General features: G+C 41.3%; 13 protein-coding genes, 1 other RNA gene and 1 pseudogene. 12 read left to right on the top strand and 3 right to left on the bottom strand.

The features are described 5' to 3' along the window. Positions 1 to 344 (bottom strand): annotated as a pseudogene (locus ACKPQ5_RS07565) (hypothetical protein); the annotation flags it as partial. 142 nt (positions 345 to 486) lie between these two features. Between ACKPQ5_RS07565 and ACKPQ5_RS07560 the strand changes: the two are divergent. The 9 genes from ACKPQ5_RS07560 to nusB all read left to right on the top strand — a co-directional run bounded on the left by ACKPQ5_RS07560 (position 487) and on the right by nusB (position 11,343). After that, on the top strand, positions 487 to 2,181 hold the full coding sequence (locus ACKPQ5_RS07560) for a potassium channel family protein (protein WP_407678494.1): 1,695 nt from the start codon (positions 487 to 489) through the stop codon (positions 2,179 to 2,181). 22 nt (positions 2,182 to 2,203) lie between these two features. After that, entirely contained in the window at positions 2,204 to 3,391 is a 1,188-nt protein-coding gene (locus ACKPQ5_RS07555) for an MFS transporter (RefSeq protein ID WP_407678493.1), read from the top strand. Beyond that, positions 3,388 to 5,292 carry a phospholipase D-like domain-containing protein gene (locus tag ACKPQ5_RS07550; RefSeq protein ID WP_407678492.1) on the top strand — a complete coding sequence of 635 codons (1,905 nt, stop codon included), beginning with the start codon at positions 3,388 to 3,390 and terminating at the stop codon, positions 5,290 to 5,292. Before ACKPQ5_RS07555 ends, ACKPQ5_RS07550 begins: the two co-directional genes overlap by 4 nt. Positions 5,293 to 5,357: 65 nt before the next feature. Continuing rightward, positions 5,358 to 5,966 (top strand): hypothetical protein, encoded by a 609-nt coding sequence (locus ACKPQ5_RS07545; protein WP_407678491.1) that lies wholly within the window; start codon positions 5,358 to 5,360, stop codon positions 5,964 to 5,966. Positions 5,967 to 5,972: 6 nt separating this feature from the next. Continuing rightward, positions 5,973 to 7,139: a MalY/PatB family protein gene (locus tag ACKPQ5_RS07540; protein WP_407678490.1), complete on the top strand. Its 1,167-nt coding sequence runs from the start codon at positions 5,973 to 5,975 to the stop codon at positions 7,137 to 7,139. Positions 7,140 to 7,155: 16 nt separating this feature from the next. After that, the gene (gene ligA / locus ACKPQ5_RS07535) at positions 7,156 to 9,195 is read left to right on the top strand and encodes an NAD-dependent DNA ligase LigA (RefSeq protein ID WP_407678489.1); all 2,040 of its coding nucleotides are present in this window, start codon (positions 7,156 to 7,158) and stop codon (positions 9,193 to 9,195) included. A gap of 98 nt (positions 9,196 to 9,293) precedes the next feature. Beyond that, a complete protein-coding gene (ribB, locus tag ACKPQ5_RS07530) occupies positions 9,294 to 10,418 on the top strand; it encodes a 3,4-dihydroxy-2-butanone-4-phosphate synthase (protein ID WP_407678488.1) in 1,125 nt (374 codons plus the stop codon). 5 nt (positions 10,419 to 10,423) lie between these two features. Beyond that, entirely contained in the window at positions 10,424 to 10,897 is a 474-nt protein-coding gene (ribH, locus tag ACKPQ5_RS07525; protein WP_407678487.1) for a 6,7-dimethyl-8-ribityllumazine synthase, read from the top strand. Further along, positions 10,882 to 11,343, top strand: coding sequence for a transcription antitermination factor NusB (gene nusB / locus ACKPQ5_RS07520; RefSeq protein WP_407678486.1), 462 nt, complete (start codon positions 10,882 to 10,884; stop codon positions 11,341 to 11,343). The genes ribH and nusB overlap by 16 nt, the downstream gene beginning before the upstream one ends. Positions 11,344 to 11,348: 5 nt before the next feature. Here nusB and ACKPQ5_RS07515 read toward each other — a convergent pair whose 3' ends face one another. Next, positions 11,349 to 12,707 (bottom strand): nucleotide sugar dehydrogenase, encoded by a 1,359-nt coding sequence (locus ACKPQ5_RS07515; protein ID WP_407678485.1) that lies wholly within the window; start codon positions 12,705 to 12,707, stop codon positions 11,349 to 11,351. Positions 12,708 to 12,784: 77 nt separating this feature from the next. On the opposite strand from ACKPQ5_RS07515, the gene ACKPQ5_RS07510 reads away from it, so the two are divergent. Together ACKPQ5_RS07510 and ACKPQ5_RS07505 are read left to right on the top strand one after the other, a co-directional pair. After that, positions 12,785 to 13,594 (top strand): alpha/beta hydrolase, encoded by an 810-nt coding sequence (locus ACKPQ5_RS07510; RefSeq protein WP_407678484.1) that lies wholly within the window; start codon positions 12,785 to 12,787, stop codon positions 13,592 to 13,594. Between the two features lie 101 nt (positions 13,595 to 13,695). Next, positions 13,696 to 14,469, top strand: a complete 774-nt coding sequence (locus tag ACKPQ5_RS07505; RefSeq protein ID WP_407678483.1) for a TonB family protein — start codon at positions 13,696 to 13,698, stop codon at positions 14,467 to 14,469. 120 nt (positions 14,470 to 14,589) lie between these two features. On the opposite strand, the gene ppk1 is transcribed toward ACKPQ5_RS07505, so the two are convergent. Next, entirely contained in the window at positions 14,590 to 16,722 is a 2,133-nt protein-coding gene (gene ppk1 / locus ACKPQ5_RS07500) for a polyphosphate kinase 1 (protein ID WP_407678482.1), read from the bottom strand. 154 nt (positions 16,723 to 16,876) lie between these two features. On the opposite strand from ppk1, the gene ssrA reads away from it, so the two are divergent. After that, positions 16,877 to 17,252: a transfer-messenger RNA gene (gene ssrA, locus ACKPQ5_RS07495) on the top strand. The last annotated feature ends 387 nt before the right edge of the window (positions 17,253 to 17,639 follow it).

Here is a 17,639-nt window from a genome sequence, read left to right as displayed (position 1 = left end):
CTTGTGCCCGTTTCAGCATTTAATCCTTCAATCGTTTCCATTCCATTTTCCCGATGAAATAAAATAAGTATATCTTTTGATACTGCGGGTGAGGCATACCCCTCCCCTTTTGTTACTTCCCATATTACTCTAGGCCCACCCTCTCCCCAATTTTCAATTAACTGAGTTTCCGTTGATGTGGCATTATCAAAAGGTCCATTAAATCGATTCCAATCCAAAAACTGTGCATTGGGGGATAAGGTGGATGCATTTCCATGGGTAATTAATCGGGAATTTTTTTCTTTTGCCGGAAGAGTGAGAGTCAGGAAAGAAAGAAAAAAGATCTGAACTGAATTCTTTTTCAAATAATGCATCTTATTGAAGTACTCTTTTGATAGCGATTCGGGCAATAACAAAGAACAAATTTATATTTCATAATTCATTTTTCGAAATGAGTGAAAAGGTTCTCGCCCGCAAAGGTTTATATCTTTAAATAAGATTTTACTAGTGAAAGATGTTATCCAATCCATTCCTTCTGTTTTCAAGCAGAGAAATAAGAGAAAAAATGCGACTCGCTTTCTTCGCTTTGGCTTAATCTTAGTTCTTTTTGTGGTTTGCTACATGCAGGTCTACATAAATTTAATGTCTAAGGAATTGGGTGGGGTTTCAATCGGCTGGATCGAGTCCCTCTATTGGGTCCTCACTACAATGACTACCCTTGGGTATGGAGATATTACTTTTTCGGGCGATTCGGGCCGGCTATTCTCAATGTTGGTCATGTTCACCGGGGTCTTCTACCTTTTTATGGTTCTTCCATTTGTTTTTATGGAATTTCTTTACAAGCCTTTTATGGAATATCAAACAGGTGCCCGGGTTGCCCGTAGGTTTGATGCAGTGAAGCAAAAGCATGTAATTTTAACTCATTATGATTCGATCAGTCATGTACTGATGGATAAACTTAGCCAATTTGGATATCCTTTTGTTTTGATTGTATCGGATTTAAAGGAGGCACTCCGACTTCATGATATGGATATTCCAGTAATGCTAGGAAATTTGGATGAAGTGCAAACTTTTGAAGATGCATCGATTGAGAATGCGGCAATGGTTGTCACTACCGATGATGACATTCGAAATGTAAATATCACTTTTCGGGCGAGAGATTCATCTCCTGATTTATCTATTGTCAGTACATGCAATCGGGCTACATCTGAGGAAATACTCTCCTTGGCAGGAGCTACTCATGTTATTAGACCGGCCAAGCAGATGGGTCGTTTTCTTTCCAGGAGGATTTGCTGTACGGATAATAGCACCCATGTGATTGGTTCATTTGATGAGGTCTTGATTGCGGAAGCCACTATACACGGCACTCCATTGGTGGGACAGAAGCTTAAAGACGCTATGCTTCGCGAGAATTACGGCGTCAATGTGGTTGGCATGTGGGAACGTGGTCACTTTGAACTTCCTGGCCCGGATACGATGTTAAACAATCACACCGTATTACTCCTTGCTGGAACGGAGGGCCATTTTGCTAAATATGATCATGATTTTCGGGATTTCAAGACTAACAATTCTCCGGTTATTATTATCGGAGCAGGTCGAGTGGGACGGGAGACTGCAAAAGCGCTCGCAGAGAGAAATATTCCTTATCGGGTTATTGAATCAGATGAGAAAAAGGCAGCCATGGTCTCCAATTCGATCTTGGGAGACGCCTCAGAGAAAGCCGTTCTTGAGCGTGCCGGGATCAATAAAGCCCCCGCGTTAATTATTACCAGTCATGACGATGAAAGTAATGTTTACCTGACCATATACGGTCGGAAATTACGGCCTGATATTCAGATTATTACTCGAGCTTTCCTTCATCGCAATATTGAGCCCCTTCATCGTGCCGGTGCTGATTTTGTTATGTCTCAGGATCATATGGGGGCTAACACCATTTTTAATTTATTGAACCGCGCGGAAATTCTTATGGTGACCGAAGGATTGGATGTTTTTAGTCAGAAAACTCCCAAGTCCCTTGTTGGTGTGAAAGTTCAAGATTGTAAAATAACTGAAAAGACGGGTTGTAGTATAGTTGCAATAAAGGGAGATGCGGGGACGGTGATTACGCCTTCCCCTGATAATCAATTTACTGAGGATGGAGAAATTATTTTAATTGGAGACGAAGCCGCAGAGAAATCATTCGAAACCCGATTTTGTACATAGAGTTTCTCGATCTCCACATTCTTTGAAGGATTTAACTCAAAGGACTTTACGACTTGATTTGTTTCGTTGCTCGCTCAACGGAATCCTGGAGGTTGGTTTTAATGTCTTTGTTATTCTGGTCGCGATTCGATTCTTGGATGCGTCTCAGGGGTATAAGTCAGTTCTAGCAGCGGGTTCTGCATTTGGTTTCTTTTTAATGCCATGGACAGTAAGAGCTTGCTCAATATTTAATAAACCTGTTACGCATATCGCGGGAATCATTATGGCGATTTGTAGCCTGGCATTGTTAAGCTGCTCGCAGGTCAAAAGTATAGTACCGTACACCGTCTTCTTGGTTATTGCCCAAATTTCATTATCACAAATGCCTGGTCTAATGATTCATGTGTATTCTTCCAATTATAAGTCTAATAAAAGGGGACAGAATATTTCATGGAATTTCATTTTTGCTTCAGTGGTAGGAATGGTTTTTACCTACTACTTTGGCTTGTTTCTTGATTCAAATGGGGGGCAGTATCATTATCTTTTTTGGGGGATGGGGCTGGCCGCTTTTTTCGCATCAGTGGCTTTATTTTTAATGCCCTCAAGTGAGGTGAAGCCTTCCCGTTCTAGCTCGAATCTTTTTGGTGGACTCACTTTTATTTGGAAAGATCGATTGTTTGGGAGGATGCTCTTTGGGTGGATGTTGATGGGCTTAGGTGTAATTATGACTATTCCACTTCGGATCGAATATATGGTTGGTAATGGAGGGATTGGGATAAGTAACAGTGAGGTTGCTATAATTGTGGTGGTCTACTCATTTGCTGGAGTTTTAACTTCTCGAGCTTGGGGCAAATTATTTGACCGAGTTTCCTTTGTTCCCTACAGGATAAGTTTAAATATATTTTTATTTTCCTCGGTTTTAATCTTCTTTCTCTCCACTAATTTCTGGGGATTGTTGATCGGTTCTACTCTTGCTGGTGTCGCAAATGGCGGAGCTTCAATTGCCTGGAGTTTGTGGGTAACAAAGCTCGCCCCGAGTGGCTTAGAGGCAGAATATATGGGGGCTCATGTTTTTATGACTGGAGTCAGGGGGGCGTGTGCCCCATTTGTGGGATATTCTATCTTGGGGATACTAGGGTTTGAAGGCATGGCATATTTTTCCTGTAGCCTGATATTTGTTTCGGGTTTGATATTCTTGACAGTAGTTAAATCACCTAGATTGATGGCATGAAAAGCACACCCTTCAATAGTAGTACTGTAGTTTCTTTTTTCGCGATCAATCAGTTGTCCTATTACTTGGTGGTATTGTGGGTCCTTACTTTTATATCCTGCCGGAGTAATTCAATTCCCACCTTTGAACCATTTAATGATTCCTCAGTTACCACTATTCCTGAAGAGGTCGGAACTCTCCGTATTTGGCAGGAATTATTAGAGGATGTAACTTTAGCAAACCAACCAAGAGCTCTTCTATTAGATCATGGGGAAGAGTCACTCACTCTTCGAATTAATCTCATTCGTTCTGCACAGAAGAGTATTTCTATTCAGACTTTTTCCTGGGAATTTGATGAGGTGGGGAAATTGATTCTTTGGGAATTAATACAGGCCAATCAAAAACGTGGAATACAGGTCAAATTATTAATAGATCATATGTTTAATGAACATCAACCTGACGTGATTGCACTGCTCTCAACACTCGGACCAAGTTTCGAGATTAAATACTTTAATCCAAGTGCTAAAAAACTGTCTCCTTCTTTTATTGAAAAGTTTTCTGACCTGACCATTGATTTTCATGATCATAATGTTCGGTTGCATAATAAACTTTTGCTTGTTGATAATTACATCGCCCTTACTGGTGGGCGGAACATTAATAATCACTACTTTGACCAGGTAATTGGAATGAATTATAAAGACAGAGATGTTCTTCTTATACTTCCCAGTGGTACTGAGATTACGAATTGCTTCTATTCATACTGGAATTCAAATAATTCAATATCAACTCGCGAGCTGATTGATGTTAAAAAATTATTGGTCGAAAATAATTTCTCGAAATCATTACAAAAGAGGCGATTTTTTGAATATGATATTTTTAAGCAGATTAGTGCCCAGGCAAGTAACACAAAATACATCCAAGATCATTTTACCGACTTATTGTCCGAGGTGGAGAGAGTGGAGTGGATTTATGACCAGCCCGATAAGGTTGATCGTGCTCCAGTTTCCAACTCCGCTGTTACGAAGAGATTGTTGGCTTTAATGAAAGATGCAGAGTCAGATATAGTCATTCAATCTCCCTATGTAGTTCTCAGTTCGGACATTCAAAAAGCGTTTACTGAATTAAAGCAGAAGAGGAATGATGTATCGGTAGTGATTTCTACGAACAGTCTTGCAGCAACCGACAACTGGGTCACTTATGCAGCAAATTATAAAGAAAAACGGGTATACCTGGAGGAACTAAATCTTGAAATGTGGGAATTTAAACCAATTCCAACTGATATTGCAAATATGATGAGTTACGAAAAACTCCTAAGCCGATTGCCTTTCAGGAGGGAACTTTCACAACAGGGTGTTGCTCATTTTAAAATAAGTAAGTCATTGCCCGTTATTGGAACTGGTACTGGGAATAACCAAATTAAATCACGGGGAAGAAAAAATATCCATTTAAATGCGGTGCCCTATCTATCACTCCATGCAAAATCACTTGTGATTGATGAACAGATTGCATTTGTGGGCTCTTACAATTTAGATCCCCGTTCCGAGATTTATAATACTGAACTTGGCGTTATTATTCATGATAAAAATTTTTCATCCAAATTAAAGCACAGTATCAAGAACGACATCCAACCTCAAAATAGTTACTTGATTGAAATAAAGAAAGAAAGACCTCTATTAAGTAAAATTAATATGATTTTATACCGTATTTCGGAGGCATTTCCTTTTATTGATCTTTGGCCTATCCGTGCTCATTCTTCTTTTGAACTTAAAGCAGGAAAAGAACAAGTCCCAGCGGGGAGTGGTGACTTTTTCCATAACTGGAAAGATGTCGGCAATTTCCCCGGTCTACCTTTTTTTACCAAAAAACAAATGTCAGCCCGCATGTTTAAAGCTACTGGAATGATATTCAAGCCGCTATTGTAATTCCGGTACGAGATAAGCCCTAATACATGTTGACTAGTGCAATCGAAGTCTTTTATTAATTACCTATGAAATTCTTTGCTTTAGCCCTAATTAGCTTTCTTGTTTTATTTAACTCCGCTTACTCTAAGTCCCGTCTTGGCGAGTATTACATGGGATTTGGTTACGCCATGGCGGATGGTGGTAAGGGTGCTGACATTGAAGGTGACTTCCTCAGTTTGTCGGCAAATAGTCCAGCATCAGATTCCGCTGATTTTGTTTTGCGGTTTGATTACGGCAGCGTGGATTCAAATGCTTCCGATGAATCGACATGGGAACTAGGACTTGATTATATTTACCATTACGACGACTATGTGTTTCAAAACGGCATGTTTCGCCCTTTTGCAGGTGGAGGCATTTCTTATTTAAGCGATGATGCGATGGTCCGTATGAAAAAAGATGGTTTTACATGGAAGTTATTGGCTGGTACAGAAGTGCTTTTTACTGATTATTTCTCTATGTCTTTTGGTGCAAATTTCCTGGGATTATGGTCAGACTTCAGTCAAAATGATTTCTCAATAGATGTGGGTTTAACTTGGTGGATTAATGACATTCATGGAGTTGCTTTCGAGTACAGTCACGCTTTTGATCAAGAAGTCGATTTTATCGGATTAAAATACCTGTACTCTTGGCAATAAGCTCGGTTGCTTACGCTTCTATTGAGAGTACCAGATAAACTCTTTGATGATGTCCCAGACAGGAAAGGGACTAGCAGTCTAAAGTGGGCTAAATACGAATCTTCAGAGATCATTCCCTTGTGGGTCGCTGATATGGACTTTCGTTCTCCAGTGGAAGTCACCAGGGAAGCACAAGAAATTTGCAAGGCGGGAAACTTTGGATACGGAATTTGCCCGCAGACTTTAACTGATACGATTGTCGGGCGAATGTCTGACATGTACAATTGGTCGGTCAATCAAGGGTGGGTCACCTGGTTGCCCGGGATGGTTTGTGGATTAAATGTATCCTGTAGGGCAATTGCCAATCAAGCGACGCAAGTAATTACCAATACTCCTGTCTATCCTCCCTTCCTTTCGAGCCCATCTAACTCCGGGCTTACCTGCACTCAGGTTCCTATGGTCTTGGAGAATGACAGGTTCACTATTGATTTTAATTATCTCCAGTCTCTGCACACTAAGAGCGGAGACTTATTTATGCTCTGCCACCCCCACAATCCAGTGGGAACTAACTTCACCCTTAATGAACTTACTCAGTTGAGTGAGTTTATCTTAGAGCGTGGCCTTTATATCTGTTCCGATGAAATTCATTGTGATTTAATTCTAGAAGATTCATTGAAACATATCCCATTTGCTTCCTTGAGCGATGAAATTGCCGACCGAACCATTACTCTTATGGCACCCAGCAAGACCTTTAACTTGGCAGGTTTTGGTTGTTCATTTGCTGTTATTTCAAATCCCGAGTTAAGGCGTCGTTTCAAGGGGGCGATGAGCGGGATAGTTCCCGATCCCCCTGCTATGGGTTTTAGGCTAGCTGAAGTTGCTTATCGAGAGGGTGAAGAATGGCGGAGCCGGTTGCTTCATTATTTACGAGCGAATCGAGATTTTGTATTTAATGAACTTCTTTCAGTGAAGGGGCTTACCCCCTACTCGCCCCAAGCTACCTACCTCCTTTGGATTGATGCACGGGATTTGGATGTGGATTGTCCCTTTTCATTTTTTGAAGACGCAGGAGTTGGCTTGTCAAATGGCAAGGACTTTGGAGCTCCTGGTTTCCTTCGCCTAAACTTAGGATGTACCTACAGTCTGCTTGAATTAGCTGCGGCTAGGATGAAGGCGGCAGTCGCTCGCCTTTAGTTCTTATCTCCATTTAATGAAAGATTTGGAGCGTCGAAGGAAGGAGCTGGAAGGCTTGCTTAAGAAATATGACGAGGCGTACTATCGGAATGCAAAGCCTGAGGTTAGCGATCAGCAATATGATCGACTAAGGCAGGAGTTCGACTCATTGGGTTCTCAGGATGACATGCTCGGCTTATTTGCGGGCGAGGAGGATCAGTTAGGCAATGAGAAGAGAGAACTAGTTCCCGTCGTAGGCGATGACAGGCTTGAGGAATTTGAGTCCCACATTCACATTTCTCCGATGCTCAGTCTGGATAACACATACGATGAAGAGGAGTTTTTTGAGTTTAATAAAAGATTATGCAAGATATTGGAAAAAGAAGAACTTCCATATGTTGTTGAACCAAAAATTGATGGAGTTGCGGTATCCCTTACATACGAACAGGGAGTTTTAGTGAAGGCAACTACACGAGGTAATGGCATTGAGGGTGATATTATTACTCAAAATATAATACATATTCAAAATCTTCCAACCAAGATCACTTCTGCAAATTTTCCCTCTCTCATCGAGATTCGTGGAGAGATTTTTATGGCCCATGATGAATTTAATCGTATTAATTCAGAAAGAGAGAATGAGGGGTTGGATCTCTATGCAAATCCCCGTAATTTAACTGCCGGTACAGTCAAACTCTTAGACCCAAAAGAAGCGAGGCGCAGAAAGCTCGAAATTGTCGTTTATGGACTTGGTGCATGTCACCCTTCAGGATATTTCTCCACTCAATCGCAGTTTCATCACTCCCTAAAAGTCTGGGGCTTGCCCACTGTTGAATTCTTACAGGCAGTCTCCTCTGCTTCAGGGGCTTGGGCTGCCATTGGTCATTTGGATGAACAGCGAAATAATTATTCCTATCCAACTGATGGGGCTGTAATTAAACTTGATTCTATTGAAATGCAGCAAGTAGCCGGAACTACCGCCAAGGCGCCAAGGTGGGCTATTGCCTATAAGTTTGAGTCTGAAAGACAGCAGACTCTGCTTGAAAATATTATCATTCAAGTAGGCAGAACCGGTACTATCACACCAGTTGCCTGCTTGAAACCAGTTCAATTAGCCGGATCTCTCGTTTCCAGGGCGAGTCTTCATAATGCGGATGAAATTAGCCGAAAAGATGTTCGAATTGGCGATCAAGTAATCGTGGAAAAGGCGGGAGAAATTATCCCACAAGTTGTCGAGGTGGTACTCTCCGAGAGAGAGCATTCCTTGGTCCCATTTTCATTTCCCAGTGTTTGCCCTGAGTGTGAGAGTGAACTTTTTAAAACGGAGGGAGAAACCGCTTGGAGGTGTCCCAATTCGCTATGCCCGGATCAGATCAAAGCTAGAATTGAATACTTTGCGTCCCGGGGATGTATGAACATTGACCATCTTGGGGAATCTGTGATTTCGCAATTGGTTGACCGTTCTTTAGCAATAAAGCTTTCTGATATTTATAATCTATCCAAAGATCAATTATTACAGTTAGATGGTTTTGCTGAAAAATCTGCAGACAACTTACTTTTATCAATTGAAAAAAGTAAAGAACAGGACTTGTGGAGACTCATATGCTCCTTAGGAATTAAGCATGTTGGTGTCTCTGCATCAAAGGATCTTGCTCGAGTATTTAGGTCGCTCCATACGCTAGCCCAGGCAACTGAGTCGGACTTGACTGCAATCGAAGGAATTGGGGGAATTATGGCAAAAAGTGTGATTTCATTTTTTGAAGATAATGCGACTCAAGACTTGATCCGATTTTTTAAGGACCAAGGCCTTCAAGTTGAGTTGCCCATTGCAGATTTGGAGTTGGATTTAATCCTGGACGGTAAGATATTTGTTTTAACGGGTGCATTGTCTGAACTTACCCGTGATCAAGCAGTCGAAAAAATCGAAGCTCTTGGCGGGAGAGTCTCTTCAAGCGTGAGTAAGAAAACCTCTTTTCTAGTTTCAGGTTCTAGTACAGGTTCAAAATTTAACAAAGCCGAAAAGTTGAATATTCCAATAATTAGCGAATCTGAGTTTTATGATATGATCCAGAAAGGCTAAAAGTTCCCCTTTATTAGCTCTTCTTTAGCCGAATTACATTGAGATTAAAGGATTGATCTGTATCTTATTAAATTTCCTTAATTTATCTATCCCAACTTATGTCAAAGCAAATTGATTCTGGTTTCGACCCCATAGAAGATGCAATTACTGAGATTGGTAAAGGAAACTTAGTCATTGTAACAGACGATGAGTCTCGTGAAAACGAGGGTGATCTTATTATGGCCGCATCGAAGGTTACTCCTGAGTCGGTCAATCAAATGATTCGGGACGCTCGTGGCTTGATTTGCGTTCCTTTAATGAGCAATCAATTAAATCGTCTTGGGATTTCTAGTATGGTCTCGAATAATCGAGAGGCACAAAAGACAGATTTTACTGTCTCTGTGGATGCGGCACATGGTATTTCAACTGGTATAAGCGCATTTGATCGTGCGTCTACAATTAAGATTTTAGCCGACCCCGTTGCCACTGCTCAGGATTTAGTGCAACCCGGGCATGTCTTTCCCTTGCGAGCACGCCCAGGTGGTGTACTAGAGCGTGCCGGTCACACGGAGGCAGCGGTAGACCTTGCTTCATTGGCAGGGCTCCATCCGAGTGGAGTGATTTGTGAAATTTTAAATGAAGATGGCAGCATGGCCCGTCTCCCAGAGTTGAGGGTGTTAAAGAAAAAATGGGGAATTAAACTTATATCAATTGCAGCTCTGATCGAATACCGCCATCAACGAGAACAACTGATTGAAAAGTTTACTGAGTCTGATTTCCCCTGCAAATCTGGTAAATTCAGGCTCTATGGTTTTAGGAGTATTCTGGATGGTCGAATTCATTACGCACTGACACTTGGCTCTATTGCCACAAATTCCCCTACCCTGGTTCGTGTACAAACGGCTAATATTCTTACTGATTCCCTTGGTCTGAACGATGGTTCCAATTCATCAAACCCGATTGAACAAGCACTTGAAGTTATTGCGAAAAATGGTTCAGGTGTCTTACTTTATATGGAATCTAGGCGTTTAGATTTCCAAAAGAAAGAATCAAATGATTCCGATGCTTTGTCTAGTAAGGCAATTACCATGCCCAAAATGGATTTTAGGGATTATGGCATTGGTGCACAAATTTTAGCGGCTCTCGGTATTGAAAAACTTCAACTCCTTACTAGGGATCGAAGGAAGGTAGTTGGATTAGAAGGATATGGCTTAGAGATTGTTGAGAGAATTTTACTGAAATAAAATCGATGAGTTCAGAAATTCAACCTTCCTCCCATTTATCCTCTCAAACTTTACGGATCGGCGTAGTGGCAGCTCAATTTAATCGAAGCCTTATTGAATCACTTCTCGGCCGTGTTACTGATTGTTTAGCTCAAAATGGAAAACCTGAGTTTATACTAATTGAACGAGTCCCCGGGTCTAATGAGATTCCCTCGGCTTTGTCATTATTATTACAGGCCCAAACTTTTTCCTGCATGATTGGGTTGGGAGTTGTCATTAAAGGAACTACCTCGCACCACCATTTAGTCGCGGAATCGGCGGGTAATGCGATCCAATCACTAGTGGTTAAGTTCAATGTACCTATTATTAACGGGATAATTGTTACCGATACTATTAAAGACGCGGAAGAACGAATCACCGGAGACTTGGACCGCGGCCATGAATTTGCACAAGCCGCAATCGAAATGGGACACCTTTACAAAAAATGGACGAAGATTTAATTACTAACCCACAGTGGAGCCAAAGGCGGCAAAATCGTGCCACTGCATTTCGGTTCATTTTTCAATGGGAAATGAACCCTTCGGATGATATAAGCCGTGATCTTAAAGATTTTATATTCCGGCTGGGTAAGGATGAAATTTATTACTCCTATGCCATAGAACTTGTGGATGGAATTATTGAGAAGAAAGAAATTATTGATTCAATGATCAAAGAATTAGTCGACAATTGGGAATTTTCGAGAATTGCAAAAGCCGATCTTGGACTCCTTCGAGTTGCGATTTATGAAATTCAATACCGGCTCGATATTCCACCAGTAGTTGTAATTGATGAAACTTTAGAAATTAGTAAGGAATTTTCCACAGAAAACTCCAAGAAATTTTTAAATGGCGTTCTCGATAAAGTGCTCAGCAGGTTGCCGAGACCGGCGAGGCGACCCGCGATTTAAAGAACCTACCCTTTTCCAATTCGATGAAGTCTAAAACCTGCATTTTGTACTTCAATAGGGTCGATTAAATTTCGTCCATCAAAGAAATGAGCCGGTTTTTCCATCTCCGCATAGATTTCTTTTAAATTTAGCTTTTTAAATTCATCCCACTCTGTAAGCAAGGCAATCGCATGGGTTCCATTTGCTGCATCAGTTGCACAATCATGAAATGACACTCTTTTGTCATTTGCATCAAGTCGTAAGGAAGACAGAATAGTATCTTTAGGAACTTGCGGGTCGTAAATTGCAAGATGTGCTCTTTCATCCAGTAATCTAGAACAAACCGCGATTGCAGGTGACTCACGAGCATCATTGGTATCCTTTTTGAATGCAAATCCTAGGATGGCAATTTTTTTGCCGGATACCGTGTTAAACATTGCATCCATGATGCGTTGAACGAATCGATCTTTTTGATAGTCATTCATTCGGACAACCTGGTCCCAATACTCTGCGACTTCTGGCAAGCCAAAGTGTTGGCATAAATACGATAAGTTTAGAATATCTTTTTGGAAGCAGGAACCACCAAATCCAACAGAACTCTTAAGGAATTTTGGACCAATACGAGAATCAGTTCCGATTGCGTTTGCGACTTCATCCACATCTGCTCCCGTTGCCTCACATAGGGCAGAAATTGCATTAATACTTGAGATTCGCTGGGCTAAAAAAGCATTTGCGGTGAGTTTAGAAAGTTCAGAAGACCACAGGTTTGTTGTAATAATATTCTCCCTGTCAATCCATTGATTATACAAACTGACCACCTTTTCAATTGCTTCAAGTCCTTCTTTTGATTGATCCCCACCAATTAAAACTCGATCCGGGTTCTCCAAGTCAGCAATGGCAGTTCCTTCGGCAAGAAATTCTGGATTCGATAATACTTGATAAGAAAATCCATTATTTGATTCGCCCAGGATTTCTTTCACCATTTGTGCGGTTCGGACTGGCACGGTCGATTTTTCGACTACAATCTTATTGCCCCCTCCCACCTTCGCAATGTTCCTGGCACAGGACTCAACAAACCTGAGGTCTGCCGCTCTCCCTTTACCGGATCCATAATCCTTAGTGGGAGTATTGACGCTGATAAAAATAATATCGGAATCTTGTATGGTTTGATCAATCTCAGTAGAAAAGAATAAATTCCTTCCCCGTGCTGCCTTAACAACTTCTAAAAGACCGGGTTCGTATATCGGGAGATCGTCAGAATTCCATGAATCAATTCTCTCTTGATTTAAATCGACTACCGTAACCTTCGAGTCCACGCAATTCTTTGCAATCATCGCCATCGTCGGTCCACCTACATAACCTGCACCAATACAACAAATTTTCATGCTAGTATTAGTATTTAAATCTTTAGGTTCTTGCGATTCTATAATTCTTAACCAATTTCTTTTGTAACCTTTATATTATGCTTAACGAATTCATCAATCTACCTTGGCCGAGAATTATTTTACTTTTTGCTTTTTTCTATCTCCTCTTTCTCGTTTTCGCATGGTTTTATGCGGAGAAGATTCTTTTCCCTTTTCCTCAACCCGCCACTTATTCAAAAAAGGAGGTCGATTTTTTAATATCTATCCCAAATGAAATTGAAATTGCATGTATCCAGGAAGAGGCGAAGAAAACGAACGGTTTAGTTGTGCTTTACAGTCACGGTAATGGAGAAGACTTGGGGATGGTAAGAGAGCAATTAAAAAAACTCACCCGGTTTGGATGTGATTTCATTTCTTATGACTATCCAGGTTATGGCTTGAGTGGTGGAACCCCCACAGAGGAGGGATGCTACCAGGCAATCAAGTGTTTATATGATCATTTGATCACCGAGATGGGGGTGGCTCCACAGAATATTATTCTTTGGGGTCGATCCCTGGGGACTGGTCCGTCTTGCTTTCTTGCCTCGAAAAATGAAGTTGCTGGATTAGTCCTTGAAACTCCATTTTTGAGTGCCTTTCGAACTATTACAGAAATTCCAGTTTTGCCGTGGGACCGATTTCGAAACATAAACTTTGTTTCGTCTATTCAATGCCCTTCTCTCGTTATTCATGGAAATATGGATGAGGTCGTCCCATTTCGACAGGGCCGCAAAATTCACCGAGCACTCCCACATCCCAATGAATTACTCGAAATTAAAGGAGCGTCACATAACAATATCGCTGAAGTGGGCGGGAGATTATACGATGAATCAATTTATAAGTTTCTTGAAAATTTAGTTAATGATTGATTCAACTATGATTGAACATTTAAGATGGTTCTAGGTCTTACATTATAAATGCGGGTGAATAAAATATGCTAGGATTAACAAAGAAAGAATCGAGATTCTTCGTGAATACATTTATTGGCCATGTGGTACTGATTACACTGGCAGGTTTTTTGGGCTTTCTACCAAGTTGCGAGGAGGAAAAAGAAGAGGTTCATGTTTTTGAGTTAGCATCTGCCTCATTCGTGCCTCCGCCCCCCCCCGTTTATAAACCAGAACCAAAACCGGTTCCTCCAGTGGTGACTCCAGTTAAACCCAGGGTTGTTACCCAACCTAAACCCAAACCAAAACCGGTGGTTCAAAAACCAAAGCCCAAGCCAATCGTAAAACCAAAACCTACCCCTCGACCGATTGTAAAACCAAAACCCAAACCAGTTGTCCAAAAACCCAAGACTATATCAATTGCCCAATTTCAAAAAAAGCACCCTGTTCAATCTCCGCCCAAGGTTTCCTCCAAGCCGGTTAAACAGGTACCTCGAGTTCGGATTGATCCAAAAAAATTCGCTCTCCCGCAAATTACGATTTCGAATCCTGCTTCACAATCAACCCAAGTCGATCCCACAATCTTAAATCGATACTTAGGAGCAGTTAAATCAAAACTCGAAGCAGTCTGGCGGAGATTACAATCCGAATCAAATATTGCGATTGAAGGGGAAGCCTTTTTATCTTTTAAGATTTCTTCGAACGGTACTTTGATCTCTCCCACTATTTCAAGGTCATCCGGAAATCAAGCCCTGGATCGATTGGTCATTCAGGTAAGTAAGTCAGTTGGCAACTTGGGCCGTCCGCCGGGTGGAACACTTTCTTCTTCCCTCGAAATCCCGTTTCGAGTAAGATAGTGAACTATGAAATTTGACTGGCGCAGACCGGTAGCACCAATTCTTTGTATAGTCGGTATCTTGTTATGTTTGTCCAGGGATCCGATTATTGGCTTAGGGCTATTCGTTGTCTGCTTTGCTCTAATTCTTGGGTTTTCTCGGGGGAGTAGTTGATTTACTTTCCTTTTTCACCGTATGGTGGTTCGCAGATTTTTCCAGCAATGCCTGTTGGGAAGAGAATGAAGCTTTGGATTTAGCGGGGGGCTTTATTCGTGAGTAAGTTCCATCCTTTTTGAGCAGGCTTGCTCCTTCGTTGTCAGATAGTATCTTTTCGAGGTCGTTTAATACGGAGGCAATTTTTTCAGGATCCTCGATCGGAAAAACGGCTTCCACCCTACGTAGAAAATTTCGGGGCATCCAATCCGCACTACCAAGATAAAGTTTACATCCTGGCTTTCCATTTTGGAAATAGAAAACACGGCTGTGCTCTAAAAATTGACCCAGTAAACTGCGAACCTTTATGTTTTCACTCATTCCTCTCACACCTGGAATCAAACCGCATATCCCCCTTATTATTAGCTCCACTTTTACCCCTTCCTGTGAGGCAAGATAAAGTGCGTCAATGACTGGTTGGTCAATTAGACTGTTTACCTTGATTATGATTTTCCCAGGCTTTCCGTCACGCACAGCATCGATTTCATTCGAAATCAATTTGATCATGCGGTCATGAAGGGTAAAGGGTGCCACTAAGAGCTTTTTAAACCGGGGCGTTCGGCTGTACCCCGTTAAAGTATTAAATAAGTTGGTTAAATCAGATGTGTACGATGGATGACAGGTAAACAGACTATAGTCAGTATATGTTCTGGCTGTACTGGGATTGTAATTACCGGTACCCAAGTGAGCATAACTGGTGAGCTTGGAGTCTTCTTTCCTGACTATAAGACAGCACTTGGAGTGTGTTTTTAATCCCGGCAGTCCATAGACAACATGTACTCCGACTTCTTCCATCTTGTAAGCCCATTGGACATTTGCCTCTTCGTCAAATCTCGCCTTTAACTCAACCAAAGCCGTAACCTGCTTGCCGTTTTTTGCTGCATCCATCAATGCCCGCACAATAGGAGAATTTCCATTTGTTCGGTAAATAGTAAGTTTTATCGCAAATACATTCGGGTCAATGGCAGCCTGTCGTAATAAGTCTACTACTGGACCAAATGAATCATAAGGGTGATGGAGAAGAATATCTTTCTTTTTTAAAGTATCAAAAATCTTTTCTTTATCTTCGAATTCAAATGGACTGTAAGCTTCAAAGGAGGGAAATTTAAGCTCGGGTTGATCGATCAATCCAGGCAACGACATTAAACGGTAAAGATTAATGGGTCCGTCTACAGGAATCACATCTTTTTTCGATAAATGAATTGCACCTAGCAGATAGTTTAAAACTTCTTCCTTTACCCCCTTGTCAATTTCAAGGCGAACCGCAGCACCTTTTCGCAGATTGTGTAATTCTTCTTCTATACTTTGCAATAAGTTTTCTACCTCCTCCTCATCCACATAGAGGTGACTATTTCGAGTAATCCTAAATGCCCAGGCCCCAGTGGCGACATGACCCGGGAAAAGGTCATCCACAAAATGTCGGACGACATCACTCAAGAACAAAAATGTTTTATTCGTGGTGCCCTTGGCTTTGATTTCTAATAACCTTGGCAGTACGCGAGGGACGGGAACCACCGCCATAAGAGTATCTGCCTTTTTTTTCCTTTGATTCTTTAAAGCAACAATTAAATTCAGAGACTTATTGAGTATGAGAGGAAATGGATGGGTAGGGTCAATCGCAAGAGGAGTCAGTACTGGAAAGACTTCCTTTTTGAAATAAGTTTTCAGCCAATTGAATTGCTCCTTTGATAATTCCTCCACCTTCTTGAATGAAATATTGTTTTTATGAAGGGCAGGTTGAAGCACATTATTCCAGCACGCTTGTTTATCTTCTGCCATTCGCCCTGCCTGAATACGGATCTCATCCAACAATTCTGCAGGTAGCATTCCATCGATCCCACTTTTGGTTGATCCACCGTCTACTTTTTGCAGTAATCCGGCCACCCGAATTTCATAAAATTGATCGAGGTTTGAACAGACAAAAGAGAGAAAGCGAATTCTTTCAAGCAGAGGATAGCGAGTCGATAATGCTTGATCTAAAACTCGGTTATTAAAAGCTAACCAACTTAATTCACGGTTGAAATATTGGACGCCAGGCAAGTTTTGTTTTGTTTTAGTCATTCAAGAGTAACAAGTCTTCATTAATCTTTTTTTTTCGCAACGAAAAATACGATTTTATTACTCACCACCCTTATATTATTGTGATACTCCACCCAGAATCTTGACGAAATCATCATTCAAGCTTATGTTGAAAATTGGTCTTTGAAATTTTGTTGGGGGTGTTCCGGATTCGACTGCAATGTGGAAAATCCGGTCGCGTATCGAGGATGACGCTTGGCCTCGTAAAAAATGCTTCAAATCATTAAATGGCGAAAATAATATCGTTAACTTCGAACCTGAGTTCGAAGCCCTCGCAGCTTAGTTCTGCGACGTCGACAGTCCACTGACACCTGCTGGGTGGTCGGGGCGTTAAAAGGCAGGTAAAACCTCGGAGCGTTTGGTTGTCTATCGGAGGCTAAACGGTTGAAGATAACCTCGGATTAATAGGTGTTCCTTCCTTCATTAGTCCTAAATCAATAAGAGAACTACATACGTAGACGCCGAATCAGAAAGATTGCGGGACGCGGGTTCGATTCCCGCCACCTCCACCAAAGTTTCAAAGACCTTTTCGGGCACTAATCCCTGTAAGGATACAGGTTTCAAGCGGTTCTTGGGCTCTGTTTTGAATAAGCCAATTTTGACCGACTTAGACCCATTTTGACCCGTTTTCCCAGAAATGTTAGTCAATATCTTGATCAAGTTTTCATCATTGGGTCAGCATTTGACGATCTGTTCTAGGAATCTCTTACGACAGTAATCTTTATATCGATTGTCATTCAACCCCAATACATTGACAATTCAGTGTAATCGTACAATCATGCAAAGCATGAAGTTTATACCGCCTTTTTTACTACTTTCATTTTTGTTTACTCTCTCACTTTGGTCCGCCACTCCAGTACCGTATTCGGGTAAGATTGATATTCGGGGAGTTAATTACT

The sequence above is a fragment of the Candidatus Seribacter sulfatis genome, assembly GCF_964187635.1.
Lineage (GTDB): Bacteria > Verrucomicrobiota > Verrucomicrobiia > Opitutales > Seribacteraceae > Seribacter > Seribacter sulfatis.
This window is presented reverse-complemented; position numbering and strand designations above follow the sequence as displayed.